The 25,539-nt window shown below is 37.5% G+C and carries 27 protein-coding genes; 15 read left to right on the plus strand and 12 right to left on the minus strand.

What is annotated here, in order from left to right:
• The first annotated feature begins 147 nt into the window (after positions 1-147).
• The 7 genes from ME5_RS05195 to ME5_RS05225 all read left to right on the plus strand — a co-directional run bounded on the left by ME5_RS05195 (position 148) and on the right by ME5_RS05225 (position 5,165).
• Positions 148-744 carry a DUF2062 domain-containing protein gene (locus ME5_RS05195; protein ID WP_008039095.1) on the plus strand — a complete coding sequence of 199 codons (597 nt, stop codon included), beginning with the start codon at positions 148-150 and terminating at the stop codon, positions 742-744.
• Positions 745-755: 11 nt separating this feature from the next.
• Entirely contained in the window at positions 756-1,160 is a 405-nt protein-coding gene (acpS, locus tag ME5_RS05200; RefSeq protein WP_008039096.1) for a holo-ACP synthase, read from the plus strand.
• Positions 1,161-1,243: 83 nt separating this feature from the next.
• Positions 1,244-2,029 carry a signal peptidase I gene (gene lepB / locus ME5_RS05205; RefSeq protein ID WP_008039098.1) on the plus strand — a complete coding sequence of 262 codons (786 nt, stop codon included), beginning with the start codon at positions 1,244-1,246 and terminating at the stop codon, positions 2,027-2,029.
• Positions 2,030-2,039: 10 nt separating this feature from the next.
• Positions 2,040-2,756 carry a ribonuclease III gene (gene rnc, locus ME5_RS05210; RefSeq protein WP_008039100.1) on the plus strand — a complete coding sequence of 239 codons (717 nt, stop codon included), beginning with the start codon at positions 2,040-2,042 and terminating at the stop codon, positions 2,754-2,756.
• Entirely contained in the window at positions 2,740-3,699 is a 960-nt protein-coding gene (gene era / locus ME5_RS05215) for a GTPase Era (protein WP_008039102.1), read from the plus strand. The genes rnc and era overlap by 17 nt, the downstream gene beginning before the upstream one ends.
• 2 nt (positions 3,700-3,701) lie before the next feature.
• Entirely contained in the window at positions 3,702-4,442 is a 741-nt protein-coding gene (gene recO, locus ME5_RS05220) for a DNA repair protein RecO (RefSeq protein WP_008039103.1), read from the plus strand.
• 234 nt (positions 4,443-4,676) lie between these two features.
• Complete coding sequence (locus tag ME5_RS05225; protein ID WP_008039104.1) at positions 4,677-5,165, plus strand: GlcG/HbpS family heme-binding protein; 489 nt, start codon at positions 4,677-4,679, stop codon at positions 5,163-5,165.
• A gap of 76 nt (positions 5,166-5,241) precedes the next feature.
• On the opposite strand, the gene ME5_RS05230 is transcribed toward ME5_RS05225, so the two are convergent.
• The 3 genes from ME5_RS05230 to ygfZ are packed head-to-tail and all read right to left on the minus strand — an operon-like array spanning position 5,242 to position 7,243.
• Positions 5,242-5,757 (minus strand): tyrosine phosphatase family protein, encoded by a 516-nt coding sequence (locus tag ME5_RS05230; RefSeq protein ID WP_008039105.1) that lies wholly within the window; start codon positions 5,755-5,757, stop codon positions 5,242-5,244.
• Between the two features lie 2 nt (positions 5,758-5,759).
• Positions 5,760-6,377, minus strand: coding sequence for a YfbR-like 5'-deoxynucleotidase (locus ME5_RS05235; protein ID WP_008039106.1), 618 nt, complete (start codon positions 6,375-6,377; stop codon positions 5,760-5,762).
• Positions 6,377-7,243, minus strand: a complete 867-nt coding sequence (ygfZ, locus tag ME5_RS05240; RefSeq protein WP_008039107.1) for a CAF17-like 4Fe-4S cluster assembly/insertion protein YgfZ — start codon at positions 7,241-7,243, stop codon at positions 6,377-6,379. Before ygfZ ends, ME5_RS05235 begins: the two co-directional genes overlap by 1 nt.
• A gap of 64 nt (positions 7,244-7,307) precedes the next feature.
• Between ygfZ and ME5_RS05245 the strand changes: the two genes are divergently transcribed.
• Positions 7,308-8,642, plus strand: coding sequence for a dihydroorotase (locus ME5_RS05245; protein WP_008039113.1), 1,335 nt, complete (start codon positions 7,308-7,310; stop codon positions 8,640-8,642).
• 209 nt (positions 8,643-8,851) lie between these two features.
• On the opposite strand, the gene ME5_RS05250 is transcribed toward ME5_RS05245, so the two are convergent.
• The 4 genes from ME5_RS05250 to ME5_RS05265 all read right to left on the minus strand — a co-directional run bounded on the left by ME5_RS05250 (position 8,852) and on the right by ME5_RS05265 (position 10,670).
• Positions 8,852-9,466 carry a hypothetical protein gene (locus ME5_RS05250; RefSeq protein WP_008039115.1) on the minus strand — a complete coding sequence of 205 codons (615 nt, stop codon included), beginning with the start codon at positions 9,464-9,466 and terminating at the stop codon, positions 8,852-8,854.
• A gap of 68 nt (positions 9,467-9,534) precedes the next feature.
• The gene (locus ME5_RS05255; protein WP_008039117.1) at positions 9,535-9,792 is read right to left on the minus strand and encodes a hypothetical protein; all 258 of its coding nucleotides are present in this window, start codon (positions 9,790-9,792) and stop codon (positions 9,535-9,537) included.
• A gap of 87 nt (positions 9,793-9,879) precedes the next feature.
• Positions 9,880-10,251 carry a TIGR02301 family protein gene (locus ME5_RS05260; RefSeq protein ID WP_008039120.1) on the minus strand — a complete coding sequence of 124 codons (372 nt, stop codon included), beginning with the start codon at positions 10,249-10,251 and terminating at the stop codon, positions 9,880-9,882.
• Positions 10,236-10,670 (minus strand): NUDIX hydrolase, encoded by a 435-nt coding sequence (locus ME5_RS05265; protein WP_008039122.1) that lies wholly within the window; start codon positions 10,668-10,670, stop codon positions 10,236-10,238. Before ME5_RS05265 ends, ME5_RS05260 begins: the two co-directional genes overlap by 16 nt.
• A 59-nt stretch (positions 10,671-10,729) precedes the next feature.
• Between ME5_RS05265 and ME5_RS05270 the strand changes: the two genes are divergently transcribed.
• From ME5_RS05270 to ME5_RS05280, 3 genes are all read left to right on the plus strand, one after another.
• Positions 10,730-11,497, plus strand: coding sequence for an SOS response-associated peptidase (locus ME5_RS05270; protein WP_008039124.1), 768 nt, complete (start codon positions 10,730-10,732; stop codon positions 11,495-11,497).
• 136 nt (positions 11,498-11,633) lie between these two features.
• Entirely contained in the window at positions 11,634-13,142 is a 1,509-nt protein-coding gene (cysS, locus tag ME5_RS05275) for a cysteine--tRNA ligase (RefSeq protein ID WP_008039131.1), read from the plus strand.
• Positions 13,143-13,175: 33 nt separating this feature from the next.
• Positions 13,176-13,847, plus strand: coding sequence for a DUF421 domain-containing protein (locus tag ME5_RS05280; protein WP_008039133.1), 672 nt, complete (start codon positions 13,176-13,178; stop codon positions 13,845-13,847).
• 1,105 nt (positions 13,848-14,952) lie between these two features.
• Here ME5_RS05280 and ME5_RS05290 read toward each other — a convergent pair.
• The gene (locus tag ME5_RS05290) at positions 14,953-15,534 is read right to left on the minus strand and encodes an LOG family protein (protein WP_008039134.1); all 582 of its coding nucleotides are present in this window, start codon (positions 15,532-15,534) and stop codon (positions 14,953-14,955) included.
• 184 nt (positions 15,535-15,718) lie between these two features.
• Here ME5_RS05290 and ME5_RS05295 point away from each other — a divergent pair, with 184 nt between their 5' ends.
• The 4 genes from ME5_RS05295 to pssA all read left to right on the plus strand — a co-directional run bounded on the left by ME5_RS05295 (position 15,719) and on the right by pssA (position 20,557).
• Entirely contained in the window at positions 15,719-16,666 is a 948-nt protein-coding gene (locus tag ME5_RS05295) for a LysM peptidoglycan-binding domain-containing protein (protein WP_008039135.1), read from the plus strand.
• Between the two features lie 43 nt (positions 16,667-16,709).
• Entirely contained in the window at positions 16,710-18,611 is a 1,902-nt protein-coding gene (locus tag ME5_RS05300) for an ABCB family ABC transporter ATP-binding protein/permease (protein WP_008039136.1), read from the plus strand.
• A gap of 393 nt (positions 18,612-19,004) precedes the next feature.
• Positions 19,005-19,700, plus strand: coding sequence for a phosphatidylserine decarboxylase (locus ME5_RS05305; protein ID WP_008039137.1), 696 nt, complete (start codon positions 19,005-19,007; stop codon positions 19,698-19,700).
• Between the two features lie 8 nt (positions 19,701-19,708).
• Complete coding sequence (gene pssA / locus ME5_RS05310) at positions 19,709-20,557, plus strand: CDP-diacylglycerol--serine O-phosphatidyltransferase (protein WP_008039138.1); 849 nt, start codon at positions 19,709-19,711, stop codon at positions 20,555-20,557.
• Positions 20,558-20,830: 273 nt separating this feature from the next.
• Here the strand turns inward: pssA and ME5_RS05315 are convergent, their stop codons facing one another.
• The 4 genes from ME5_RS05315 to radA form a co-directional block, all read right to left on the minus strand.
• Positions 20,831-21,583: an SDR family NAD(P)-dependent oxidoreductase gene (locus ME5_RS05315; protein WP_008039139.1), complete on the minus strand. Its 753-nt coding sequence runs from the start codon at positions 21,581-21,583 to the stop codon at positions 20,831-20,833.
• The gene (gene purF / locus ME5_RS05320) at positions 21,583-23,073 is read right to left on the minus strand and encodes an amidophosphoribosyltransferase (protein WP_008039140.1); all 1,491 of its coding nucleotides are present in this window, start codon (positions 23,071-23,073) and stop codon (positions 21,583-21,585) included. Before purF ends, ME5_RS05315 begins: the two co-directional genes overlap by 1 nt.
• Positions 23,074-23,194: 121 nt before the next feature.
• The gene (locus ME5_RS05325; protein ID WP_425338818.1) at positions 23,195-23,707 is read right to left on the minus strand and encodes a CvpA family protein; all 513 of its coding nucleotides are present in this window, start codon (positions 23,705-23,707) and stop codon (positions 23,195-23,197) included.
• A 452-nt stretch (positions 23,708-24,159) separates the two neighbouring features.
• Positions 24,160-25,536, minus strand: a complete 1,377-nt coding sequence (gene radA / locus ME5_RS05330) for a DNA repair protein RadA (protein WP_008039142.1) — start codon at positions 25,534-25,536, stop codon at positions 24,160-24,162.
• Positions 25,537-25,539: the final 3 nt, after the last annotated feature.

The raw sequence follows: 25,539 nt of genomic DNA on the forward strand, positions 1-25,539 counted from the left end.
TAATCTTAGGAAATCATTCCTATTTGCTACAAGAAAAGAAATGAAATAATTGTGGTATTTTGTGCACAATTTTTTGATCATAAAGGATAATCGTGAAATACCATAATAAAGATTGTTTTCGGCTTTTACGACGTTTATGAGAGTGTCATGTTGTTTCGACGTCGAAAACCTATGACTTTTTTTGAACGTGTTCGTGTTTGGCTTTGGCCACGCAGCTCTTTTTCGCGTTCATTACGTTATATGGGAAAACGTATTTTGCGCATTCGTGCAACACCTCATCGAGTTGCCTTGGGGCTTGCTATTGGTGTGTTGGCAGGATGTTCGCCTTTATTTGGTTTGCATATCATTATAGCGCTTATTTTTGCTTGGATTCTACGTGGTAATATGGCTGCGGCTGCTTTGGGAACTTTGCTTTCCAATCCTTTAACGTTTTTTCCTATTGTCGCGGCTGATTATAAATTGGGCCATAAAATGTTATCTTTATTTGGTCATGTTGATGAAATACCACTTTCTGAAATAAAATCTATGTTTGATGGAGTAACCTTATCGCAAGGATGGTCACTTTTAATGGAAGCTTGGGATTCGGTGATGAAGCCAATGCTGCTTGGAGGTGCCATTTTAGGTCTTGCTTTGGGAGCAGTTGCCTATATTTTTGCATATAGAGCAACATTTAATTTTCAAAAAAAACGTCATGAAAAAATGTCTGAAAAAAATCGTATGCGTTTACACAAACAGACAAAATAGGATCTTATTTGATGATTATCGGAATTGGTAATGACATGGTTGATATACGTCGGATTGAAAAAACATTGACCCGTCATGGACACCGTTTTACAGAACGCGTTTTTACACAGAAAGAACGCGATGTTTTAGAAAAAAGAAAGCAGCGCGCGGCCTCTTATGCGAAAAGATTTGCCGCGAAAGAAGCCTGCGCCAAAGCTTTGGGAACAGGTATAGCACGTGGTGTTTGGTGGAAAGACATTGGTGTGGTTAATTTGGTATCTGGAAAACCGACGCTCGCTTTAACCGGAAGTGCGCAAAAATTATTAGAAAAACTGATGCCTGAAGGTTATAAACCTTTTATACACTTAACGATTACAGACGATTTTCCATGGGCTCAAGCCTTTGTTCTAATAGAAGCACGAATAAACCCATCATGAGTGACTGTTTTGCACATTAAAATTGTGCTAAAACAGATGAAAATAGAGTGATATATGAGATCTAAAGAAAAGGTCGCAATTGAATGAGTAAAGTTGAAAAATCATCTAAAAAGATCAAAGAAAAAAATTCAACCAAAGAGTTTATTTCTGTGGTTATCCAAGCGCTTTTAATTGCTCTTGTCGTTCGTACATTTCTATTTCAACCCTTTACAATTCCTAGCGGCTCAATGCGTCCAACATTATTGATTGGGGATTATCTATTTGCGTCAAAATATGCTTACGGTTATTCATCTTATTCATTGCCCTTAACACCGAAAATGTTTTCAGGACGCTTCTGGGATAAAGAGCCAGAACGTGGTGACATTGTCATTTTTCTTCCTCCTTCAGATATGAACAATTATTATATTAAGCGTGTGGTAGGACTGCCAGGCGACAAAATACAAGTACGTCAAAGTGTTCTTTATATTAATGATGAGGCTGTGCAGAAAGAATTGGTTGGGCAGATAGATGATGAAGATATTACAGGAGTGAATCGTCCTATAGATGTCTATCGCGAAACTCTGCCAAATGGACGCCAATATAACACATTAAATCTAGGTTACGATCCAAGAGCTGATGATACACGCGTATTTGAAGTGCCTGAGGGTCATTTTTTTATGATGGGCGATAATCGCGAAGGATCAGATGATAGTCGCATTAGTGTTGGCTATGTTCCTTATGAAAATCTCATTGGACGCGCAAATTACTTATTCTTTTCTGTAGGAAATGGCTCTAGTGCATGGCAAATTTGGCGTTGGCCGTTTGATGTTCGTTGGAGCCGCATCTTGAGCTCAGTTCAGCAAATCAAATTTTTTCCGCCAAATGAATAAGTGTGATAAGATGGAGCACCATGTTATTGAAAAACTGGAAAAATCTACAGGGCATCATTTTAAAAATATTTTGCGATTGGAGCGTGCATTAACGCATGCAAGCCTACAAGACGCTTCAAAAGGTAATTATGAACGTTTAGAATTTTTAGGAGATCGTGTTTTAGGGCTTTTAGTTTCTGAAGCGCTTTGTGAGATCTTCTCAGATGCCAGTGAAGGGGAATTATCAATACGCCTTAATGGTCTTGTCAATGCTGAGACATGTGCTGAAATTGCTATGGAGATTGATCTTCCAGAGATGATCTATGTCGGCGCTGAAATGAAAAATCTTGATGATCGGCGTTTGGCCAATATCCATGCCGATGTTGTTGAAGCGCTTATTGCTGTGATATATCTCGATGGTGGATTAGACGCCGTTCGGCCTTTTATTCATCGATATTGGGATGATCGTGCGCGACAATCCCATGCAGGGCGACAAGATGCTAAAACCGAATTGCAAGAATGGGCGCATACGCAAAATAGTGCGCATCCAAACTATCGTATTGTCAAACGTCGTGGACCCGATCATGATCCGATTTTTGAAATAGAGGTTCGTATTTCTGGTTTTGCGCCAGAAATAGGAAAAGGACGCTCTAAACGTCTAGCAGAACGTGCAGCTGCAGAAAAATTGTTGATCCGTGAAGGCGTGTGGCCAAAAACAGAAAGATGTGAAAATGACAACTGCACCTAAGATAATATCCGATGATCACATTCAAAAGACAAATTCGGATAATCATTCCTCAAAAACACGATCAGGTTTTGTTGCTCTCATTGGTGCACCAAATGCAGGAAAATCTACACTGATTAATCAATTGGTTGGTACAAAAGTGTCCATCGTTACGCATAAAGTACAAACAACACGTGCTTTGGTAAGAGGAATAGTCATACATGATAATGCGCAGATTGTATTGATTGATACTCCCGGTATTTTTCGTCCAAAAAGACGGCTCGATCGTGCTATGGTCTCTACGGCTTGGGGGGGCGCTAGGGATGCAGATATTGTGCTTGTTTTAATTGATGCACAAGCAGGTTTTAACGATGAAGCAAAAGCAATAATTGAATCTTTAGGAAAAATTAAACACAATAAAATTCTTGTTTTGAATAAAGTCGATGCGGTTTCGCGTCCTTCATTACTAGAGCTTACAGCCAAGTTGAATGAAAAGGTCGACTTTATTAAAACATTTATGATTTCTGCTTTGAAAGGATCTGGATGTGATGATCTCTTAGATTATCTTTCTTCATCTATGCAAGAGGGTCCATGGTTTTATCCAGAAGATCAAATCTCTGATATGCCAATGCGTCAATTGGCATCAGAAATAACACGTGAAAAGCTTTATTTACGCTTACATGAAGAATTACCTTATGCTTCAACTATAGAAACAGAAATTTGGGAAGAGCGTCGTGATGGTTCGATAAAAATTCATCAAATTATTTACGTTGAGCGTGATAGTCAGAAAAAAATTGTTCTTGGTGCAAAAGGTCAAACTATTAAAGCCATTAGTCAAGCAGCGAGAAAAGAGTTAATGGAAATTACTGAACAAACTGTGCATCTCTTTTTATTTGTAAAAGTGTCTGATAATTGGGGGAATGATCCTGAACGTTATAGAGAAATGGGATTGGATTTTTCCGATTAAAAATGAATTGGAACGATAAAGCTGTTATTCTAGGTACAAAACAACATGGTGAAACAAGCGCTATTGTTGAAGTGATGACACGTGAACATGGTCGCTATATGGGACTTGTTAAAGGGGGGCGTTCACGACAATTGCGCGCTTTATTGCAAACGGGTAATTTTGTGGATGCACAGTGGTGGGCAAGATTGGATGAACATCTTGGTTCTTTCCGTTTGGAACCTCTTCAATTTCATGCCTCACAATTAATGGCAATGCCGCAAGCGCTGTATGCAATGCAACTTTCAGCTGCTCATTTAAGACTTTTGCCAGAGCGGGATCCTCATCCCGCTCTATTTGATATTTTGCTATTACTTATTGATCACTCTGACGATCCCCTTCTTATCGCCGAATTAATCATACGTTTTGAATTACGATTGCTTGAAGATTTAGGATTTGGTCTTGATCTTGCATCGTGTGCTGCAACGGGAAAAAAGGATGATCTTGCTTATGTGTCACCAAAATCGGCACGTGCTGTCAATAAAGAAGCGGGTCTTCCTTGGAAAGACAAATTGTTGATATTGCCAAAATTTTTAACACAAATCCGTCAAAGACCGTTTGATTTTACCGATATTGAAAACGGTTTTTTATTAACGGGATATTTTTTAAACCTTCATGTGTGGGATGCGCGTGGATTAAAACAACCAACAATTCGTAACGGCTTTATTCGAACAATAGATAGAATATTGAAAAAACATAGCCAATAAAAATAACTTTTTTTTTATTTTTAGAGGGAGTGACCGCAATGAGTAAAATTGAATTTTGATAAAAAACATAAAATTATCATTATTGTCATGATAATAATTTTTACGCGTCATTAAACAAAGTCATTTTTTAAAGCATAAAAAGGTAACGCTATTTAAAAACATTGTTTTAACACTTAATATTAAAATGCTTTAAGGTGCATTGAAACTGATACAGTGACAAATAAGGACGATAAAATGATAAATTTTATAAAAAAGCTATTGATTCTGTCCGCAATCTTAATGATATTTTCTCATAATGCTTTTGCAGAATATGCGGTTCAGACGTTAGCCCTTGAAGATGCCCGCAATCTTATTGATACTGGGCAAAAAAATGCAAAAGTACAAAAAGTCAATATTTGCATTGCTGTCGTAGATCCAAGTGGCAATCTTATTGCTTTTGAGCGAATGGATCATGCACGATATGGCTGCATTGAAACGGCGGTAGCAAAGGCTCGCGCAGCAGCACTCTATCGTATTAAAACATCGGTCAATATGCAGCGTGTGAATGGGAATGAAGCAGCAGTTGGTTATCTTCCTCACATGATGCCACTTGGTGGTGGTGTTCCAATTATAAGTAAAAATGTGATGGTTGGTGCAGTAGGGGTGAGTGGGGCAACAAATCCTGCTGAAGTGAAACTTGCTGAACAAATGGCCTCAAGTTATGTAGCAACGCCTGATCCATAAAACAGAATTGTAAACTGATCATACAATTTTAAAAAAATGAACTTTATCAATTATTATAATTATGGATGAGGTTCATTTAAAAATTGACGGGCATTATAAAAGGAATACCTTCTGAAGCCTCGGCGCCACGACCTATTTTATTGATCGCTACACGCATACATCCTGAGCGTCCTAATTTTTGATCTGCGAGGTCAATCATAAGGTGATTAGGTGTAGCAAAGGGTGCATTTTTTCGTAATATCGCAGCTATTTCATGCTCAGATATTTGTGGATTAAGTGTACAAGCAATGATGAAGGCGCAAGCTGTTGAACGAGAAATCCCCATTAAACAATGAATGAGGAGAGGGTGGGCGCGATCCCAATTATAAGCAATAGTTACAATATCATCAATATGAGCAGCATTAGGCATAATAAGATTATCTTGCTGGTATGTTATATCGTTTAAACTTAAAAAATAATGCTTTTCTGGATTGACCATTATAGGGCATTCTACTGCGGTTCCAGCTTTTAAAAGTGTAATCATTTCCCGAGGTTGATGCTGTTTTGCAACTTTGTGGAGTTGTGAAAGCGGGCTGATGACAAGATACGACATGATTATGATCTTTCTGCTTCAATTTTGTGAAAGCGTGCGAGAAAACTTCCTTCAATTTGTTGAGTCGGGCGTGGAACCAAATCAAGTCCATCAGATGTGATCTGCACAGGACGCCCAAAATAGCGAAAAGCTTCCTCTTGGCTAAAATCTGCCAATGTTATCGCTTCATAAAAAGCGGCAATGCGATCAGCTCGTTTGATTTGTTTTTCTATTTTTTTGTTATAGGCACTGACCAAACCAAATCGAATATGTATTGCATCTTCTAATCGTTTTTCTACACGTTCGTAATGACCACCCATAACAGCTTTAAAAGGTGATATCATATCGCCAATAACATATTCAGGTGCATCATGAAGAAGCGTAAGAAGTTTTTCATCACTGCTGCATTCAGGAAACAAACGCTTGTAAATTTCTTCAACCAAAAGGCAATGTTGAGCTACTGAATATGCATGGCTGCCTTTCGTTTGCCCATTCCATCTTGCAACGCGGGCAAGTCCATGAGCAATATCTGTAATTTCAACATCTAAAGCTGAGGGATTAAGCAAATCCAAACGTCGTCCAGAAAGCATGCGTTGCCATGCGCGTGGACTCCCATCGGCCATTGTTTCGGCTTTGGCCATTACTCTGTCTCCAAATTATTTTTAGGAAAATCATAATGCATATTCGGTGCAATGGTTAATGTCAGAGTCATTCCATTCACTTGAAGGGGCGTTTGAGAATCTATTGCTGTTTTAACGCGGTCAATACGCACTAACGCTAAAGCTTTTTGACCAAGTGTTGTTCCAATTTTACCGATAGGCTTGCCAGCGGCTTCTATTGTGGCAAATGAGGGAATATCCCTTGAAGATTCAGCGATAAGTGTACGTTTGCGTGCTGTTGAACGATGATGCATGCGTGAAACAACTTCTTGTCCAATATAACATCCTTTTTGAAAACAAAGTCCTCCTGTTTGATCAAAGTTGATATCATGTGGAAAAACATCCCCCAATTCAAAATCGTTTTCACTTTCACTAATGGCATATTGAATACGTTTTAACGTCCATTCATCAAAGTTTGATGATACGGGTAAGGGACTGCGACTATAGATACGCACGATGTTTTCATGATCTGGAAAGCGTTTATCAAGATAACTTGATTCACTTTGTGAAGAAGATGAATCATTTTGAAAATAAACGCCTATAAAATCTTCTTTTGATTCATCAATTTGCACATCGGATCTTAATTTATAAAGGGTTAAACGTTTTATAAAAGAGTCGACCAAGGTTTCATCTATATCGATAAAATAGCGTTTGTTATCCTTAGCGATAAGAAAATCAAAAAGCACTTTCCCTTGAGGTGAAAGCAAGGCACCTGGCAATAATTCTTTTTCTTTTAGATTTTCAACATCTGTCGTTATTAAATTATGCAGAAAATGGCGTGCATCATTACCAGAGAAATTTATAACACGGCGTTTTTTTAACTTAATAATTTGATGAGTCATAACCATTATTCTTGCCTTTCTGCTTTTAGTTACGTAAGCCTAAATAAGGTGACCTGCAAGGAGCAAACCTATGACTCAATTATTTCATACCATATTTAAAGGCGCAAACGTTGTTAATCACGATGGAACGGGTCTAAGAGATATTGGTGTAAAAAATGGGCATATCACATTCATAGGGGATTTGAGTGCGCATAAAGCAGATGAAGTGATTGATTGTACAGGTTTGCATATTTTGCCTGGCATAATTGACACGCAGGTGCATTTTCGTGAACCTGGAGCTGATCATAAAGAAAATTTAGAAACAGGATCACGTGCGGCCGTTCTTGGTGGTGTTACGGCTGTTTTCGAAATGCCTAATACCAACCCTTTAACGACCAGTGAAGAGGCGTTAGCGGGTAAGGTTCAACGAGGCTATCATCGTATGCATTGTGATTTTGCGTTTTGGGTTGGTGGTACGCGTGAAAATGCAACGATTGTGGGTGAACTTGAACGATTACCAGGTGCAGCTGGAATTAAAGTTTTTATGGGATCATCAACAGGCAATCTTTTGGTTGATGATGATGAAAGTATCACAGCAATTTTAAAAAACACGCGTCGGCGTGCGGCATTTCATTCGGAAGATGAAGAACGATTAAATGAGCGTAAATATTTACGTGAAGAAGACAATCCTGCTTCCCACCCTGTATGGCGTGATGAAATAGCTGCGTTAAAATCAACAAAACGTTTGGTTAATATTGCGCATGAGACAGGCGCGCGTATTCACATATTGCATATTTCAACAGCAGAAGAGATTGATTTTTTGCAACATCATAAAGATGTTGCAACACTTGAAGCAACACATCATCATTTAACTCTGAGTGCTGATGATTATGCTCACCTTGGTACATTTTTGCAAATGAATCCTCCAATTCGTGAAAAACGTCATCGTGATCGTATCTGGTATGGTGTTGAACAAGGCATTATCGATGTTTTAGGATCAGATCATGCACCTCACACGCGCGAGGAAAAAGAAAAATCATATCCCAATTCACCATCAGGTATGACGGGCGTTCAAACGACGGTCGCAATCATGCTTGATCACGTTAATAAAGGTCGTTTATCTCTTTCCCGTTTTGTCGATTTGACCTCTCATGGACCCAATCGAATATTTGGTTTAAGCCGTAAAGGACGTATTGCTGTTGGCTATGATGCAGATTTGACAATTGTTGATCTAAAGCGTGAAGAAACAATTCTTAATGCGCAGGCTGGATCGCGTGCTGGTTGGACACCTTATCATGAAAAGCGTGTCAAAGGCTGGCCAGTTGGAACTATCATTCGTGGACATAAAGTGATGTGGGAGGGTGACATTGTAACACCTTCAATTGGAGAAACTGTTTCCTTTTTAGAAGCGTTACCAAAAACTTAAAAACGAACTATAGTCTTTTTTATGAACTTATTTGTCATAAATAGAGTTTTATTTGTTGTTGTTACATTTTTATTTTTTGTTGTTACATCATGCAGCTTTTGAAAATTTAAAATTGATTACAGATTGATAAGGATAAGGCAGTTTAGATTTATAGACATTATTAAAGTCTATGAAATGCAACAAGAAATAAGAATAACGTCTTAAATTTTTCAATCCCCTGTTATAAAAAAGCGCCATTGTCCATTCGGTGTGATGCCAATGCGATAAAAAGCATAAGTTCCAATTTCCTTGATTTGTTCAAGATCACCAGCCGTCATAATTTGAAACAATTCGACCAATTGTTGATTGGTCAATGTATCAATCGGAAGGGCAACAAAATAAGGCCATACATAAATATCTGCTTCACTACCTTCATCAAGATGGACATAACCTGAATGAAGAAGATCAATAAGAATCGCTAATGTTTCTAAACCTTCACCATCACCAGATTGTTTTTTTAAAAATTGAATAGGATCCGTTGCATCATCAACTATAGAAAGTTGTGTTGGATCAGTTGGACTTCCCAATAAAGGTTTAAGATTTTCAATATGTCCACTTTTTGCCGCTTTAATGATTTTCTCGCGCATCTCTTTTACAGCCAAAGGGAGTTTATTGATATTATATTCAATCTTTGGTTCGATATTTTGTGATGTTGATTCCGTTTTACTATCCAATGCATCAAGAGGAATAAGAGGCTGCTGTGTGGTGTTGTGCTTATCTTCTTTATGATAATTCCAAGCATTTTCAGAATTATCCCTAAGAGCCAAATGATAAGAATGTGCCAAAGCACTAAATCCTGAAAATAAAAATATAAAAAGAATTAAATAAAATGTTTTCAAAGACGTAACACTTTCTATTGAATCGATTTATTATCAATAAAATCGCCTTGAATAACTTTATCCCGCATGAGAGATAAAAGTTCTAAAGCCTGTTTTTCATTGCGATTACGGAGTAAATGTCGTAAAGCGGTATCAAGCGCTGCTTCCGCTAAGATTTCAGGTTTAATACCATTGGCAAGTCCTCCTACCCATGCTTCAGTTTGATATTCGATTGCTGCAAGCTTTTGTTCTTCAGCAATAAGTGCGGCAAGGTCTGTTGGAGAATGCTTCATAAAAAGACTCGTTGATGATAACTTTATAATAGAGCCTTCAATTTTATCAAATTTGAGTTGTATGTCAGCTTAAAAATTTAAAAAGGGTTAATTTCCAAAACGCTCCAACATATCTTTTGACAGCTTTATGCCCTCTGAAATATAGCGTTTATCAGCTTCGAGCGCGGCTGATGTGCAGTTGGTATAATTTTGTGAGAACGATCGATAAGAATTATTAAATGCGGCATAAAGTCGAGAACGTCGTTCCGGACTCGGATTTTCTTTTTCAATCATTTGCACCATCTTATCACGCCATTGTGTCGTTGGTGTTGAGCATAAATTTCGCAAATAATGAAGCGAGCCTAAAATTTCTGCCATTCGCAACATTTGTGCATCATACTGTGTTTTTTGTTGCGCTTGAAGTGGTGAACACATTAAGCAAAAAATAAAAATAATGATAAATTTTAAATATTTATGCAAGGTTTTAGACTCTTTTTATCGTAATAATTTTTTACTATGTCTAAGACAGAAGGAATAACATTATGTTGTTTCATTTCATTAAAGGATAACCAATAAAGTGCTTTTGCATCATCTTGAGCTTTTGCCCGACCTTTGAAAGATAAAGCTTCATAAACCAAGATTTCAAAGCTTTGATCTTTGTCATTTTGAATGATAGTTGTGACATAAGCAAGATTGGATGTCCCTAAGTGTGTTTCTTCAAATAATTCTCGTTGAGCTGCAATGATTGCGCTTTCACCATGTTTCATTTTTCCACCAGGAAACGCTAAATAATTTTGATAAGGGTTATTTTTACGTTTAATTAAAAGAAAGAGAGGTCCGTGCCTGCAGATAACTGAGACGGCTTTTTTTCTATCTGGAATTTTTAAATAGATTGACATAGATCAAGTGTTAATGAACTGCTAAATAGCTTACAAGAACTTTATTAAGGGAGATGAAAATGTGCGGTCGGTTCGCGCTCAACGCTACGGCAAGTGATGTTGGAAAAACTTTCGATGCACTAATGGATCAAGAATTTCCTCCTCGTTTGAATATTTCGCCAACACAACCGATCATTATTATCAAATCACCTGAAGCCTATCGCAGCAAGCAATCAAATTTAGGAAAATATGATTCTGGCTTGGTGCGTTGGGGATTTATCCCCAGTTGGATCAAAGATCCTAATCAATGGCCTTTGACAGTGAATATTCGTTCTGAAACTGTTATGGAAAAAAAATCTTTTCGTAATGCCTTAAAGTATCATCGCATTATTATTCCTGCAACGGGATTTTATGAATGGAAAAAAAATTCTTTTGGACTGTCTCAACCTTATTATATTCACAGAAAAAATAAATCTCTTTTGGGTTTTGCAGGTCTTATGGAAGCATGGAGTGGTATAGAAGGTTCGCAAATTGACACAGCCGCTATTTTAACGCGCCAAGCCGTGCCACCTTTTTCCAATATTCATCGGCGTATGCCTGTCATGGTCTATCACGAGGATATTGATTTTTGGCTTGATTGGAGAAATTATCATCCTTCAGAAATAAAATACATATTTGAGAAATCACAACGAGAAGATTTTGATATTTATCCCATTTCTCGCAAGATCAATGATCCTCATTATTTTGGTGAGGATGCACATGTTAAAATCACAATAGATGAACAAAATGCTTTCGATAAAAATAATCAAGATAACCAATTTTCTTTGTTTAAAGAGCTTGGAAAATAATAATATGGGATCAAACGATAGGGTTCATAGTTCGCCATAGTGTAAAAGTTTAAAATAGGGTATCTCACCTCGTTAGTCACTCTTTATGTGATGGCAAAATTTAAAAAAAGCAAAGACATATATTGAAAGAGACATGATGACGAATTTGCGCTTTTATAATACGCTTACGCGAAAAAAAGAAGAATTTCATCCGATTGATGAAACAAAGGTTCGTCTTTATGTTTGTGGTCCTACTGTTTACGATTATGCGCATATTGGCAATGCACGTCCTGTCATTGTTTTTGACATTTTGTTTCGTCTTTTACGTTCAATTTATGGCCCTCAAAATGTGATCTATGCGCGCAATATTACCGATGTTGATGATAAAATAAATGCGCGTGCTAAGCGTGATTATCCAGAACTTCCTCTCAATGACGCGATAAAAAAAGTTACAGAAAATACGAATAAACAATTTCAAAATGATGTGACTTTACTGGGATGTTTGCCACCGACCAGTCAACCACGTGCAACCGATCATTTACATGAAATGCGTACGATGATTGAACGTTTGATTGACAAAGGCCACGCCTATGTGGCTGAAGATCATGTCCTTTTTTCTGTTTCATCTATGGGACAACATCCTGCTTATGGTGCATTGGCGCGTCGCACTCTTGATGAAATGATTGCAGGTGCGCGTGTTGATGTTGCCGCCTATAAACGTGATGAAATGGATTTCGTTTTATGGAAACCTTCACGTGATCATGAGCCAGGTTGGCCATCACCTGCTGGCATTGTTTCTGACGGTCGGCCAGGTTGGCATATTGAATGCTCAGCGATGTCTATGGCAAAACTTTTGCAGCCTTATGGCGGCGGACTTCAATGTGATGATCCAACGCTTAATGTGTTTGATATTCATGGTGGAGGAATAGATCTTGTCTTTCCCCATCATGAAAATGAAATTGCGCAAAGTTGTTCTGCTTTTGGAGCGGAGCGTATGGCTAATTTTTGGATGCATAATGGTTTTTTGCAGGTTGAAGGACAGAAAATGTCAAAAAGCTTAGGAAATTTTATAACCATTCGAAATGTTGTTGAAACGAAATTAGCGGAATTTCCAAAACAGTTGGACAATGTGTTAAAAAACCAATGGGCAGGACTTGCCGCGCGATTTTCTATGCTTCAAACTCATTATCGTGAACCTCTCAACTGGACTGCACAAAGATTGGAGCAATCGAGTAGAGAATTGTATTCTTGGTATCACTTCTTAAGACAGAGCACGTTTAAACGAGAGTTTTATGAAAAAAATGAGGATATTATACAAGCTTTAAGTGAGGATCTTAATACATCTCAAGCTATCACATTTTTACGACAATATTATAAACAAGGTGATGCACAAGCATTAGGTGATGGATTGAGATTGATTGGTTTATTGCATGAAGATTGGGTGAAAATAAAAGAGTGTCCTTTATTTAAAAAAGATATTGAATTGGATACCGATTATATTTCACAAAAAATTGCACAGCGACTGGATTTTATCCGTGATAAACAATGGGCAAAGGCGGACCAAATTCGTGATGAATTGGCTTTAAAAAATATTGTTCTTCAAGATGTAAAAGATCCGCAATCGGGAGAAAAAATCACACGGTGGGAACCAAAAATTAAAAATTGACAGTTTGAAGGTAGTAAATGGGGTAAAGCATATATGGAAGAAATCTATCTTTATGGTTATGTTGCTTTAAAACTCAGTGTGGGGCTGGCTGTTTTTTTACTTATTTTAAGAACATCGGGCAGGGGTAGTTTAAGCCAAATGACTCCAATTGATCTGATTAGCAATTTCGTCATGGGAGGTATCATTGGTGGCGTCATTTATAATCCTGAAATTAGTGTCATTGAATTGGTAATCGTTTTGCTAATCTGGCAAATTTTAATCATTATTATTAATGTCTTGAGACGTCACTCTACTTTTTTTCATCGTATTGTTGCAGGTGGCGATGTCGCCCTTGTTTTAGATGGAAAATATCAAATGGATGAAATTAAAAGATTGAATATTGATATGAGCGATCTTGCAACCATGCTAAGAATTAAGGGATGCAGTTTGCATGAAGTCGCTTTCGCCAGACTTGAATCGAACGGCGATTTATCAGTTATTCGTAAACAGGACGATAAAAGTTCTACAATCCTTATTAAAAATGGATGTGTGATTGAAGGTGCTTTAGAGGAAATTGGCAAAACAAAAACATGGCTAAAGCAACAAATGAAAAAACACAATACTAAAGTTGAAGACATATTTGCGGCAGAATGGTATAAAGAAAAAGGCGTAAATGGTAAAATGCGCAGCGGATTGTTTCTCGTACCAGATAAGAAAACAACGTAAACATTTTAAAATTTTTTTTAAATTTAGTTTTTTTAAAAAATATCTTTAAAATTAAAGCTCAATGTTTATGGAGGAAACGATCATGGAGAAGAATAACGTTTTTTTAAAATTAATATCTCACGATCAATGCGTCATGTTTGTGCATCATCTAAATTTTCAGGATTTGGCGCAGCGTTAGGTGCTTATATCATATGGGGCTTTTTCCTACTTATGTGAAAATGCTTGCTCATATGTCCATGATAGAAGTTGTGGCTCATCGCATTTATGGTCGTTACCGTCCATTTTGCTCATTCTGGTTTTGATGAAAGATATGAAGAGTTTATTAGATGCAATTAAATCTCTTTTTGTCATTGGAATGGTTTGTCTTACTTCGATTCTTATCAGCTTAATTAGAGCGTTTATATTTGGGTCATTACCAATAATCACGCTGTAGATTCTGCATTTGGCTATTAAATAACACTAATTTTTTAAAGCTATATTGGTTTTATTTTTCTTCCGTGAAGCACTTATAATGGGGCAGTGGTTCGCTGAAGCACTTGCTATTATAGCTGTTTTTATTTTGACCTATCATGTAGGAGGACTGCCTTTGGTTTCATTGTTATTACCTTTAACTTTTGGATTTTGCGCAATTTGTAAAAACTTATTCCTATTGCCCAACACAAAGTTTTGCCCTTGAGACATTTTTGTTATTATTACCAATACTTGCTGTTGCTGTTTATTTTTATCAATAGAAAATTATCATTTAGCCTATGGGTCTGTTCAAGACAAATTTTGCTAACTTTAGCAGGACCTTTAACAGCAATACTATTTTTTCTTTTTGCCATAGGTGCACAAAAACTCAATCTTATTACTTTTTAATTGATGGAGGATATCACACCAAGTTTTGTATTTTTTATTGCTGTATTTTTATTTCATGAACCAATTTCAAGCATTCAATTGACCGTCTTTTCCTTTATTTGGCTTGGTCTTATGATCTATAGATGGTCGAGTTTAAAAGCTGCGTAATTCTATTGGTGTGCAATATTTTATAAAAGTGCTCTATCTATCATTCGAAAAGCATTTAAATGTTAAACTATGATTTGACAGATTATAATAGAGTAACAATTTAGGATAATGCATTTAAACGGATGGCTTCACGATTGAGACACTCTAAAATTATTGTAATATCCATGACCATAAGAGGATTTATTTTTTCTGGCGTATGAATAAAACCTTCTTTTTGCATATGATCAATAAGCTTGGTGATGGGTGCCCAAAAATTATCAACATTCGCAAATGCCATCGGCTTTTTATGGCGCCCTAGTTGCGCCCATGTCATCATTTCCACAATTTCTTCAAGGGTTCCAATGCCACCAGGAAGTGCAATAAAAGCATCAGAACGTTCGAACATAAGATGTTTTCTTTGATGCATATTGTCAGTGATAATCAGTTCATCAACATCGTTTAATTTATCTTGAGAGGTTTCTATGTTAATTAAAAATTGTGGTATAATTCCTATGACTTTACCACCATTTTCTCTTACAGCTTTAGAGACGACCCCCATAATTCCATTAGAACCTCCGCCATAGACCAATTGGATATCGGCTTTTGCAAGAAGTGTTCCAAGTTTATATGCGCTTTCAACATAATGAGGATTATTGCCTAACGAAGAGCCGCAATAAACACATATTGATTTTATTTTTTTCATAAAACAAAATTAAAGTAAAAGAAAAAAAACGTCAAGTTTTACACTATTTAACTCTTTGGTTTTTAAGTATTTGACGTTTCTTTTTTCAACATTTTGAGTTGTTTGATGACAAATTAGTTTTATATTGTCTATGATAATAAACTCTTAAATTATGTAACATGATACAAAATATTGGAAATATCTCATGGTTATTCAACGAAACATAATGCGATTCATTGCGATTTTTTTTGTCCTTAGCGGGCTTATGTTTTGTGTTGGTCTGCAACAAGGTATCGCACAGTCAATATCAAAAATAGTAGTGCCTGAATTTTCAAAATTTTTTATAAATGAAAAGAACTATGCCGTTGTGATGGGAAAAACATCTCCTGATGTAAAAGTAGAACTTTTGCAAGGAGCGCGTAAATTAGGAGAAGCCCAATCGGATGCACAAGGTTCCTTTACGATTACATTCAATAAACGTCTTGCTAGAGGACAATATCGATTTGTATTACGTGCAATAGAACATGGAAAATTATCAGTCACCTCACCTCAAACTGTTACTGTATTGATTTTTGGTGCAGGAAATGACTTGATGATTGCGTTGTTGCAGGATCCAGCTGAACCTCCCAAAATCATATCCGACACAAATCATTTTATTCGACATAATCAAAATGTTGAGGATGATTTTAATATTCATCGTATAAACTATCAAAATCATCGCTTGAGCATTGATGGACGTGGTCCAAGTGATTTTTTGGTGATGGTTAGCCTCGGAGATACGCGTATTGGCTCTGAAAAGATTGACGCATTAGGAAATTTTAAATTTTCGCGTTCACTAACGATGATGCCAGGTGATATGATTATTCGTCTGGAATATATCAATATTAAAGGTGAAACGGTTCAAACAATTGATATTCCGTTTTTCCATAGACAACAAAATAAAAATATATATCAAGTTTATCAAGATGATCGCCAGGTTCGAACTGTAAAAGTAAAAAAAGGGGATAGTCTATCAAAAATGGCGCAAAAAATTTACGGTAATAGTCGTTTGGACGAGAAAATTTTTCTCGCTAATCGCAATGTGCTAAAACATAAGAATCAAATTGTTATAGGACAGGAATTAATTATTCCCTCAATCGATCAAGTACAGTAATTATGGATAAGCGCATTATTGTTGTGTTCTTAGTGAAAGCCCAATGAAAAAAAACAAAACTTTAAAAACCGTTTCGGGAGATTCTGGCGAAACCATTCGCACATTATATAATTTATGGCCTTACATGTGGCCTTCACATCGACCTGATTTGAAAATGCGCGTGATTTGGGCATTTTTCTATCTTATAATCGCCAAATTGGTTTTGATTGCTGTTCCGTACTTCTTCAAATATGCAACCAACGCACTGGATGTCAATTATACACCACCATCATGGTTGCCACCGCTATTAGCGGCTCCAATAATGATGGTTTTAGCTTACAATGTGGCACGAATCTTACAAGCTGGTCTTAATCAGCTTCGGGATGCACTTTTTGCTAAAGTAGGCCAACATGCTGTACGTCAATTAGCCTATAAAACTTTTGTTCATATGCATGAACTCTCTTTACGTTTTCATTTGGAGCGGCGAACAGGGGGGCTTTCAAGAGTTATAGAAAGAGGAACAAAGGGTATCGAAGCCATTGTTCGTTTCACCATACTGAATACATTGCCAACGCTTTTCGAATTTATTTTGACGGCATTGGTGTTTTATATAAGCTATGGGTGGTCTTATCTTTTGATTGTTGCGCTTACTGTTGCTTGTTATACATGGTTTACAATTACTGCTAGCAATTGGCGTATTGCTATTCGCCGTGAAATGAATGACTCAGACACGCAAGCCAATTCTCGAGCGATTGATTCATTATTAAATTTTGAAACCGTTAAATATTTTGGCAATGAAGCTTTAGAAGCACGACGTTTTGATAGCTCAATGGCCGATTATGAACGCTCTGCGACAAAAACATGGATTTCGCTTGGGTGGTTGAATTTTGGCCAAGCTGTTATTTTTGGTATTGGCATGGCTATTATGATGTCCATGTCTGCTTATGCCGTGATAAATGGTCAACAAACCTTAGGTGATTTTGTTTTTATTAACGCTTTGTTGATGCAATTGTCCATACCATTAAACTTTATTGGTTCTATTTATCGTGAAGTCCGGCAAGGATTAACGGATATTGAAGCTATGTTTGATCTGCTCGATGTGCAACAAGAAGTTCAAGATGCTCCTGATGCAAAAGAGTTGGATGTGGTAAAGGCCGATATAAAATTTGACTCAGTAAAGTTCTTTTATGATCAAAATCGACCCATTTTAAAAGATGTTAGTTTTGAAGTGCCATCTGGTAAAACAGTTGCCATAGTAGGACCTTCTGGTGCCGGCAAGTCAACACTTTCCCGCTTATTGTTTCGCTATTACGACGTTCAGCAAGGTGCGATTTTTATTGATGATCAAGATATCAGGTTTGTAACACAGGAAAGTTTAAGAAAATCAATTGGTATTGTTCCGCAAGATACGGTTTTGTTTAATGATACAATTGCTTATAATATTCGTTATGGACGTCCTGATGCAACCGATGAAGACGTCTATAAGGCTGCTCAAATGGCACAAATTAGTGATTTTATTGAACAGCTTCCTGATGGCTATCAAACAATGGTTGGCGAGCGCGGTTTGAAATTATCAGGTGGTGAAAAACAAAGAGTGGCAATTGCTCGTACCCTGTTAAAATCTCCTCCCATTTTAATTTTGGATGAAGCCACATCTGCTTTGGATACGGCGACTGAACAAGAAATTCAAAATGCATTGGATATTGTAAGTCAAGGACGAACGACATTGGTTATTGCCCACCGTCTTTCAACTGTCGTTAATGCTGATGAAATATTGGTATTGAAACAGGGACGAATTATAGAACGCGGAAAACATGATGTTTTATTGAAAAAAAGCGGACTTTATGCCTCTATGTGGAATAAACAACTTGAAGTTATTAAAGCTGAAGAAAAATTGCGTCAAATGCGTCAAGACGATGAGTTGGGAATGATTACTCCTTTCAAAACTAAAGATGAATTGTTTTGATTACAGATGTTTTTCATATAAAAATTTTAAAACAGTATTGAAAAAAGATTTTAATCTCGTGTCATAAATCCAAACGTATATGATTGTCTGAATGAAATGTTGTCGCTCTATCGTGCCGTGATATGTTGAGTTTTATTCTTTTAAAATTATGAAATAAATGAATATGGATGTTTGAAAGATTGCGCGAAAGATTTCATTTTATTCAACCAGTTCTATTTGTTCTCTTTATCAGAGGTTCTTTTGGTTGTGGTTTGATATTATAAAAAAGAATGGCTGTGTATTCTTAATAAGTATGAACTAATTAAGTAGTTTTTTGTTTATAGATTGAGTACAAGAAAGCGAAACACAACTTCATGTGATGAAAACATTTCAAATTATTCAATAGGTTCCGACATGAGTATAGTTAAATCAGTTCGCAATAGTTTTGCGCCTATCCATAGGGAAGGTTATCCATTTATAGCAGCTTTTTTTGTTGTCTCCCTCATTCTTGGTTGGCTTTGGGCTCCTCTTTTTTGGGTTGGTTTGGTCTTAACAATCTGGTGCATTTATTTTTTTCGTGATCCTCAACGTGTCACACCCATTGATCCAAACTTGGTCATAAGTCCTGCTGATGGAATAATTTCTTACGTCGGTCCTTTCTCCCCTCCAGAAGAGTTAGGGTTAGATGATGAGATGATCCGTGTTTCAGTATTTATGAATGTTTTTTCCTGTCATATTAATCGTATCCCAATTGATGGTAAGGTTCATTCCATTATTTATAAGCCTGGTAAATTTTATAATGCTGAGCTTGATAAAGCCAGTGATCAAAATGAACGCCATAGTTTTTTGATTGAAACAGATCATGGTGATGTGGCCGTTGTTCAAGTTGCGGGTCTTGTTGCCCGTCGTATTCTTAGCTGGTCTAAAGAAAATGAATTGGTTGTTGCAGGTCAACGTTTTGGGCTTATTCGCTTTGGTTCGAGATTGGATGTTTATCTTCCGCGTGAAGCTCAGTTACGCGTAGCCGTAGGGCAAAAAGCGATTGCAGGAGAAACTGTTTTTGCATCTTTCGATACAAGTGCTACAATCAAAGACTTTAGATTGGACTAAATAATATAATGGAGACCCCTTCGCCATTTCCACCTTTTGATCCTGATGGCCATAGAAGTGATGAGGAGCATCGCCGCCGCTCTCTCATACCAATGCGTTATGTCATTCCAAATGTCATCACGATACTTGCCATTTGTGCTGGTGTGAGTGGCATAAGATTGGCATTTGAACATCGCTTTGAATCGGCTATTTTAATGGTGCTTTTGGCGGCTATTTTAGATGGTTTGGATGGTCGAATTGCGCGTTTAATGAACGGCAGCTCACCCTTTGGTGCGCAAATGGATTCCTTGGCAGATGTTGTCAATTTTGGCGTAGCCCCTGCTTTAGTCGTTTATTCTTACGTTCTTGATCAAGCACATCAAGTAGGCTGGGTAGCAGCACTTGTTTATTGTATCGCGTGTTGTTTGCGTTTGGCGCGGTTTAATGTGATGTTAGAAGATGTCAATATGCCTGATTGGCAAAAAGATTATTTTGTTGGTGTTCCAGCACCTGCGGGTGCTCTTTTGGTGCTTTTACCAATTTATCTTGGTAGTCTTGGATTGGATCCTGGATTGGGTTGGGCTTTATTTTTTAGTCTTTATACGGTTTTTATTGCATTTTTATTGGTGAGCCGATTGCCAGTATGGAATGGTAAAAATATTGGACAACAATTAAGACGTGATCTTGTTATTCCTATCATGTTGATCATTGTGATTTATGTTGGGTTTCTTGCCACTTATACGTGGCAAACACTTTTAATAACAGCATTTTCTTATATCATCTTTCTTCCTATAAGCCTTATATCTTATCGTAAGCGTGCAATTTTTGAAAAATTAAAAGAACAACAAAAAGATAATGATGTGGTTGAAAAAAATTAATAAATAATCAATAATGTCCAATCCTTTTTTAAGGACAGCAACGATCTACAATAATACATTATGGTAATATTGACCTTGTGATTGCAATTTTTAGTGTAGCACTGAATAATTTTAGATACAATTATATTCAGCGCCTATTCTAGGCATGTTATGAACGATGAAAAATATACATTATTTTAACATGACCATAAATTTAAACCGATTGCTGTTTTAAATATTTGATTAAAGCAATTTTAAATCTAATCATTTTATTTGTGGTCATGATACAATTTATTATTCAGGACTTTTATACTGTAAAAAGCAATTTTTTCTTGCATCAAATAAACAACCTGTCTCTTGTAAATGTGGAGAAGCCAATTGAGCAATTTTTACAGCTATTTCCTCGGCCGTTGGCAAAGTTTCTGGATCCTCTCCTGGTGCAGCCGCTGCACGCATAGCTGTTCGTGTTGCGCCGGGGTTAACTAAATTAATTTTTATCGGTGTTTGTTTTAATTCATCGGCCCAACACCGTCCAATGACTTCGAGGGCCGCTTTTGATGCCGCATAAGGCCCCCAAAAGCTTCTTGCAGAATGTGCAACGCCTGATGATAAAAGGATTGCCCGTCCCTTATCGGAATGACGCAAGAGTGGCTCAACTGTTCGAATGAGACGCCATTGACTTGTCACATTGATAGTAAAAACTTCTTCAAAGATAGGAGCTTCAACATGTGAAATTGGCGCAATTGTTCCTAAAACGCCAGCATTGGCTACGACTATATCAAGCTTACCCCAACGCTTTGCTATTTTTTCTCCTAAAAGATCTATAGCTGCCATATCATGCAAGTCTAATGGAACAAGTGTTGTACTGGATCCACATTCTTTCACTGCATCGTCAAGTTCTTCCAATCCCTTAATGCTACGCGCAACAGCAATAATATGAGCACCTCTTTTTGCAAATTCTAAAGAGAGTTGATATCCAATACCACGAGACGCACCAGTGACAAGCGCTAGCCGTCCTTTTAAATCAAAAGAATGACACAAAGACATTATCGACTGCTTCGTAAAACTGAAAGTTTATGCACATTATTAAAACTGTCTTGATCGATTAACGGTGTCGGATAATCGCCCGTAAAATAATGATCAGTAAATTGCGGATTTTCGTTGTTGCGTTTTTCGCCACTTACAGCTTGATAAAGCCCATCAATCGATAAAAATTCTAATGAATCAGCACCAATAAAATCACACATTGATTGCAAATCAGGATATTGATTGGCAAGAAGCTTGTCTGCCTCTGGTGTATCTATACCATAAAAATCTGGATGGAATATCATTGGGCTCGCAACCCGAATATGAACTTCACGCGCCCCAGCTTCACGCAGCATTTGAACAATCTTAACTGACGTTGTGCCGCGTACAATTGAATCATCGACTAAAACAACGCGTTTATTTTCAATAACAGGACGGTTGGCTGAATGTTTGAGTTTAACCCCAAAAGCACGGATTTGTTGTGTCGGTTCGATAAAGGTTCGTCCAACATAATGATTGCGTATAATGCCAAGTTCAAATGGAATGCCGCTTTTTTGAGCATAGCCAATTGCTGCTGGCGTCCCACCATCTGGTACAGGAACAACAACATCGCCCAAACAAGGCGATTCTTCAGCTAATTCTTTACCCATATTTTTGCGTGCATCATAAACACTTCGCCCATCGACAATCGAATCAGGACGCGCAAAATAGACATATTCAAATAAACAAGGTTTTTTAAGTTGTTGATCTTTAGGTTTAATAATAGTCGTGGTGATTTCACCGTCTTTTTGTATCTCGCATATGATGATTTCACCATTTTCAACATCGCGAATAAATTTCGCGCCAATAATATCAAGCGCACATGTTTCTGAACAAAAAATAGGTTTTCCGTTAAGTTCTCCCATAACAAGCGGTCGAATACCGATAGGATCACGTGCGGCAATCAATTTTGTGCGCGTAAGAGCAAGCATCGCATAGCCACCCTCAATTTGATTCATGGCATCAACAAATCTGTCCGATGAAGATTTGTGGCGCGATCGTGCTATAAGATGAAGAACCACTTCTGAATCAGATGTTGACTGACAAATGGCACCTGAGGCGATCAGTTCACGGCGAAGGGTGAGAGCATTGGTTAAATTACCATTATGTGCAATAGCTATCCCCCCAACTTCAAGCTCAGCAAAAAGCGGCTGAACGTTGCGTAAAGCTGTTTCACCTGTTGTGGAGTAGCGTGTATGGCCAATCGCACGATTTCCTGGAAGGCGTGCAAGTGTGACGGGATCTGTATAATGATCACCGACAAGTCCCATATGCTTTTCAAGATGGAACGCATTGTCATGATAAGAAACAATACCCGCGGCTTCTTGTCCACGATGTTGCAAGGCATGAAGACCAAGTGCGGTTAGTGTTGATGCGTCGTCGTGACCAAGAATGCCAAAGACACCACATTCTTCATGGAGTGTATCATCATCAAGAAAAAAATTATTATGGGATAAATCATTCTTTGACATCGCGACCTTCCAAAGCAGATGTTAAAAATAATTTATAACATATAATTAAGATCAATAGAAGCAAATCCGTAAAAATTCATTGCATATATTATTTTTTTTATAAAAGATTTTCAGATTTTTGTTATGTATGTTTCTTTTGTAGATAATCAAAGAAAAAATCGGGATCTTTTGGTAAAATATTTACAATCTTTAAGCTTAAAGAATCAAGCATGGGTTTTGTTTTTGCCTGAGAAATCCAAGCAGATTGATCTTCTGGTTTGATCAAAAGATTAATAAGAAGCACAGCGATAACCATAATGAAAATGCCACGAATAATGCCGAAGACAAATCCAAAGCTGCGATCAATTGCACCAATACGACTGTCGATAATAACATCTGCTATTTTCATTGTGACGACCGAAACAATGACAAAGGTAATAATAAAGATGATGAGCATAGTTGCAATGAGCGCAATTATATCATTTGAAAGATAAGGTTTAACGTAAGGAAGAAGATATTTATATAAAAACACCGCAGCAATGGCCGCAACAACCCAAGAAATAAGGGACAATATTTCACGCGAAAAGCCACGAAGCATAGCTAAAAAGGCCGAAATCAAAATTACAGCTATGAAGATACCATCAAGTCCAGTCATGAACATTCGTTTTTCCTTACATTTAATAAATTCAGCCTATTAAAATAGAAGATATATATCGCTCAACACGCTCTATTTAAAATTGGATGAATAAACAGCACTATCAATATTTTTTGCGTTGTGACAAGAGGAAGACACGTTTATCCTCATGAACCTCATATCCAATCTTTGACCTGCATCCGTGATAAAAGTGTATTCGTTCGTAAAATGTTTATCACTCACAGATGATAGTCATGACGAATAATTGTTGTGTTAGAGCGTCGATATTAAAAATGTGTTTTGCTTAAAAAACGTGTTTTAAAGTTTTTATTTAAAATGATAGACAATATAGCACCGTTAATTTTAGTATGAGAAATTTGATATAAGTAAATAAGATCGTTACATAGACGCCAGTTCCATTGTTGTATAATATGAAATATATACGCTATTTTTACAAAAAATTCTATTAAAGATTAGGTGCGCTTTGCAGCAATCATTGCGACCAATTCAGGAAGATCAGAAAAATCTTTAAGATTAAGGGATGATGAAGTTTTCGTTTCTAGTGTGATGGATGGTAAAATTGCCCCTTTAAATCCAAGTTTATGCGCTTCTTTTAATCTTTGTGTGGCATGGGAAACAGCACGAACCGCGCCAGATAAACTCACTTCGCCAAAATAAACATGATCGGTTGGAAGAGCAATGCCAGCGATTGAAGACACAAGTGCCGCTGAAACAGCAAGATCGGCCGCAGGTTCGCTTACCCGATAGCCACCTGCAACATTTAAATAGACATCATGTTGTCCAAACCTCACACCACAATGAGCTTCAAGAACGGCAAGAATCATAGAAAGTCGATTGCTGTCCCATCCTACAACTGCACGACGCGGTGTTCCAAGTGTTGAAGGGGCGACAAGAGCCTGAATTTCTACTAAAATGGGCCGTGTTCCTTCCATACCCGCAAAAACAGCAGCACCAGGGGATTTTTCATTGCGTTCACCTAAAAAAAGTTCAGAAGGATTAGAAACCTCACGCAAACCTTTGTCTGACATTTCAAAAACGCCAATTTCATCTGTGGCACCAAAACGATTTTTGACTGTGCGCAAAATACGATAATGATGCCCCCCTTCGCCTTCAAAATATAAAACGCCATCCACCATATGCTCAACCACACGTGGACCAGCAATTTGTCCATCTTTTGTGACATGACCGACAAGGACGACTGCAGCACCTGTTTGCTTGGCAAAGCGAATCATCGCTTGCGCACCTGTACGCACTTGCGTTACCGTTCCTGGGGCTGACTCAGCTCTATCTGACCAAAGAGTTTGTATCGAATCTATAATCACCAAATCAGGGCGTTTGGTTTGTGAAAGTGTCGCTAAAATGTCTTCAACATTTGTTTCTGCTGCAAGCTCAACATTTGTATCACTTGCATCCAAACGTTGCGCTCTCAATCTTATTTGGGCGACGGCTTCTTCCCCTGAAACATAAATCACTTTATGATTTTGCCGTGACAATGCAGCTGCAGCTTGAGTTAATAATGTTGATTTACCAATGCCGGGATCTCCTCCTACAAGCAGTGCTGAGCCTCGTACGAAACCGCCTCCCGTAACACGATCAAGTTCATTAATACCTGATTTTATCCGTGGTGCATCTTCAATATCACCTGAAAGTGTTGTTAAAGCAACGGCGCGCCCCTTTCTTATATTCTTTAATGGACCACTGCCAATGCCACTGGTTAAATCTTCCTCAACCAATGTGTTCCATTCGCCACATGCATCACATTTACCTGCCCATCTTGAATGGACAGTGCCGCAATTTTGGCAAATAAATTGAATGCGATTTTTAGCCATAAA

This window comes from Bartonella tamiae Th239 (assembly GCF_000278275.1).
Classification (GTDB): domain Bacteria; phylum Pseudomonadota; class Alphaproteobacteria; order Rhizobiales; family Rhizobiaceae; genus Bartonella; species Bartonella tamiae.

Excerpts from the sequence above, each read along its gene's own strand:
- pssA (WP_008039138.1), top strand. The coding sequence starts at position 19,709 with ATGGAGACCCCTTCGCCATTTCCACCTTTTGATCCTGATGGCCATAGA.
- acpS (WP_008039096.1), top strand. The coding sequence starts at position 756 with ATGATTATCGGAATTGGTAATGACATGGTTGATATACGTCGGATTGAA.
- ME5_RS05325 (WP_425338818.1), bottom strand. The coding sequence starts at position 23,707 with ATGACTGGACTTGATGGTATCTTCATAGCTGTAATTTTGATTTCGGCC.
- ME5_RS05280 (WP_008039133.1), top strand. The coding sequence starts at position 13,176 with ATGGAAGAAATCTATCTTTATGGTTATGTTGCTTTAAAACTCAGTGTG.
- ME5_RS05270 (WP_008039124.1), top strand. The coding sequence starts at position 10,730 with ATGTGCGGTCGGTTCGCGCTCAACGCTACGGCAAGTGATGTTGGAAAA.
- ME5_RS05225 (WP_008039104.1), top strand. The coding sequence starts at position 4,677 with ATGATAAATTTTATAAAAAAGCTATTGATTCTGTCCGCAATCTTAATG.
- ME5_RS05300 (WP_008039136.1), top strand. The coding sequence starts at position 16,710 with ATGAAAAAAAACAAAACTTTAAAAACCGTTTCGGGAGATTCTGGCGAA.
- ME5_RS05245 (WP_008039113.1), top strand. The coding sequence starts at position 7,308 with ATGACTCAATTATTTCATACCATATTTAAAGGCGCAAACGTTGTTAAT.
- ME5_RS05195 (WP_008039095.1), top strand. The coding sequence starts at position 148 with ATGTTGTTTCGACGTCGAAAACCTATGACTTTTTTTGAACGTGTTCGT.
- purF (WP_008039140.1), bottom strand. The coding sequence starts at position 23,073 with ATGTCAAAGAATGATTTATCCCATAATAATTTTTTTCTTGATGATGAT.
- era (WP_008039102.1), top strand. The coding sequence starts at position 2,740 with ATGACAACTGCACCTAAGATAATATCCGATGATCACATTCAAAAGACA.
- ME5_RS05265 (WP_008039122.1), bottom strand. The coding sequence starts at position 10,670 with ATGTCAATCTATTTAAAAATTCCAGATAGAAAAAAAGCCGTCTCAGTT.
- ME5_RS05235 (WP_008039106.1), bottom strand. The coding sequence starts at position 6,377 with ATGGCCAAAGCCGAAACAATGGCCGATGGGAGTCCACGCGCATGGCAA.
- ME5_RS05255 (WP_008039117.1), bottom strand. The coding sequence starts at position 9,792 with ATGAAGCATTCTCCAACAGACCTTGCCGCACTTATTGCTGAAGAACAA.
- cysS (WP_008039131.1), top strand. The coding sequence starts at position 11,634 with ATGACGAATTTGCGCTTTTATAATACGCTTACGCGAAAAAAAGAAGAA.
- ME5_RS05230 (WP_008039105.1), bottom strand. The coding sequence starts at position 5,757 with ATGTCGTATCTTGTCATCAGCCCGCTTTCACAACTCCACAAAGTTGCA.
- ygfZ (WP_008039107.1), bottom strand. The coding sequence starts at position 7,243 with ATGGTTATGACTCATCAAATTATTAAGTTAAAAAAACGCCGTGTTATA.
- radA (WP_008039142.1), bottom strand. The coding sequence starts at position 25,536 with ATGGCTAAAAATCGCATTCAATTTATTTGCCAAAATTGCGGCACTGTC.
- ME5_RS05315 (WP_008039139.1), bottom strand. The coding sequence starts at position 21,583 with ATGTCTTTGTGTCATTCTTTTGATTTAAAAGGACGGCTAGCGCTTGTC.
- rnc (WP_008039100.1), top strand. The coding sequence starts at position 2,040 with ATGGAGCACCATGTTATTGAAAAACTGGAAAAATCTACAGGGCATCAT.
- ME5_RS05295 (WP_008039135.1), top strand. The coding sequence starts at position 15,719 with ATGGTTATTCAACGAAACATAATGCGATTCATTGCGATTTTTTTTGTC.
- lepB (WP_008039098.1), top strand. The coding sequence starts at position 1,244 with ATGAGTAAAGTTGAAAAATCATCTAAAAAGATCAAAGAAAAAAATTCA.
- ME5_RS05305 (WP_008039137.1), top strand. The coding sequence starts at position 19,005 with ATGAGTATAGTTAAATCAGTTCGCAATAGTTTTGCGCCTATCCATAGG.
- ME5_RS05290 (WP_008039134.1), bottom strand. The coding sequence starts at position 15,534 with ATGAAAAAAATAAAATCAATATGTGTTTATTGCGGCTCTTCGTTAGGC.
- recO (WP_008039103.1), top strand. The coding sequence starts at position 3,702 with ATGAATTGGAACGATAAAGCTGTTATTCTAGGTACAAAACAACATGGT.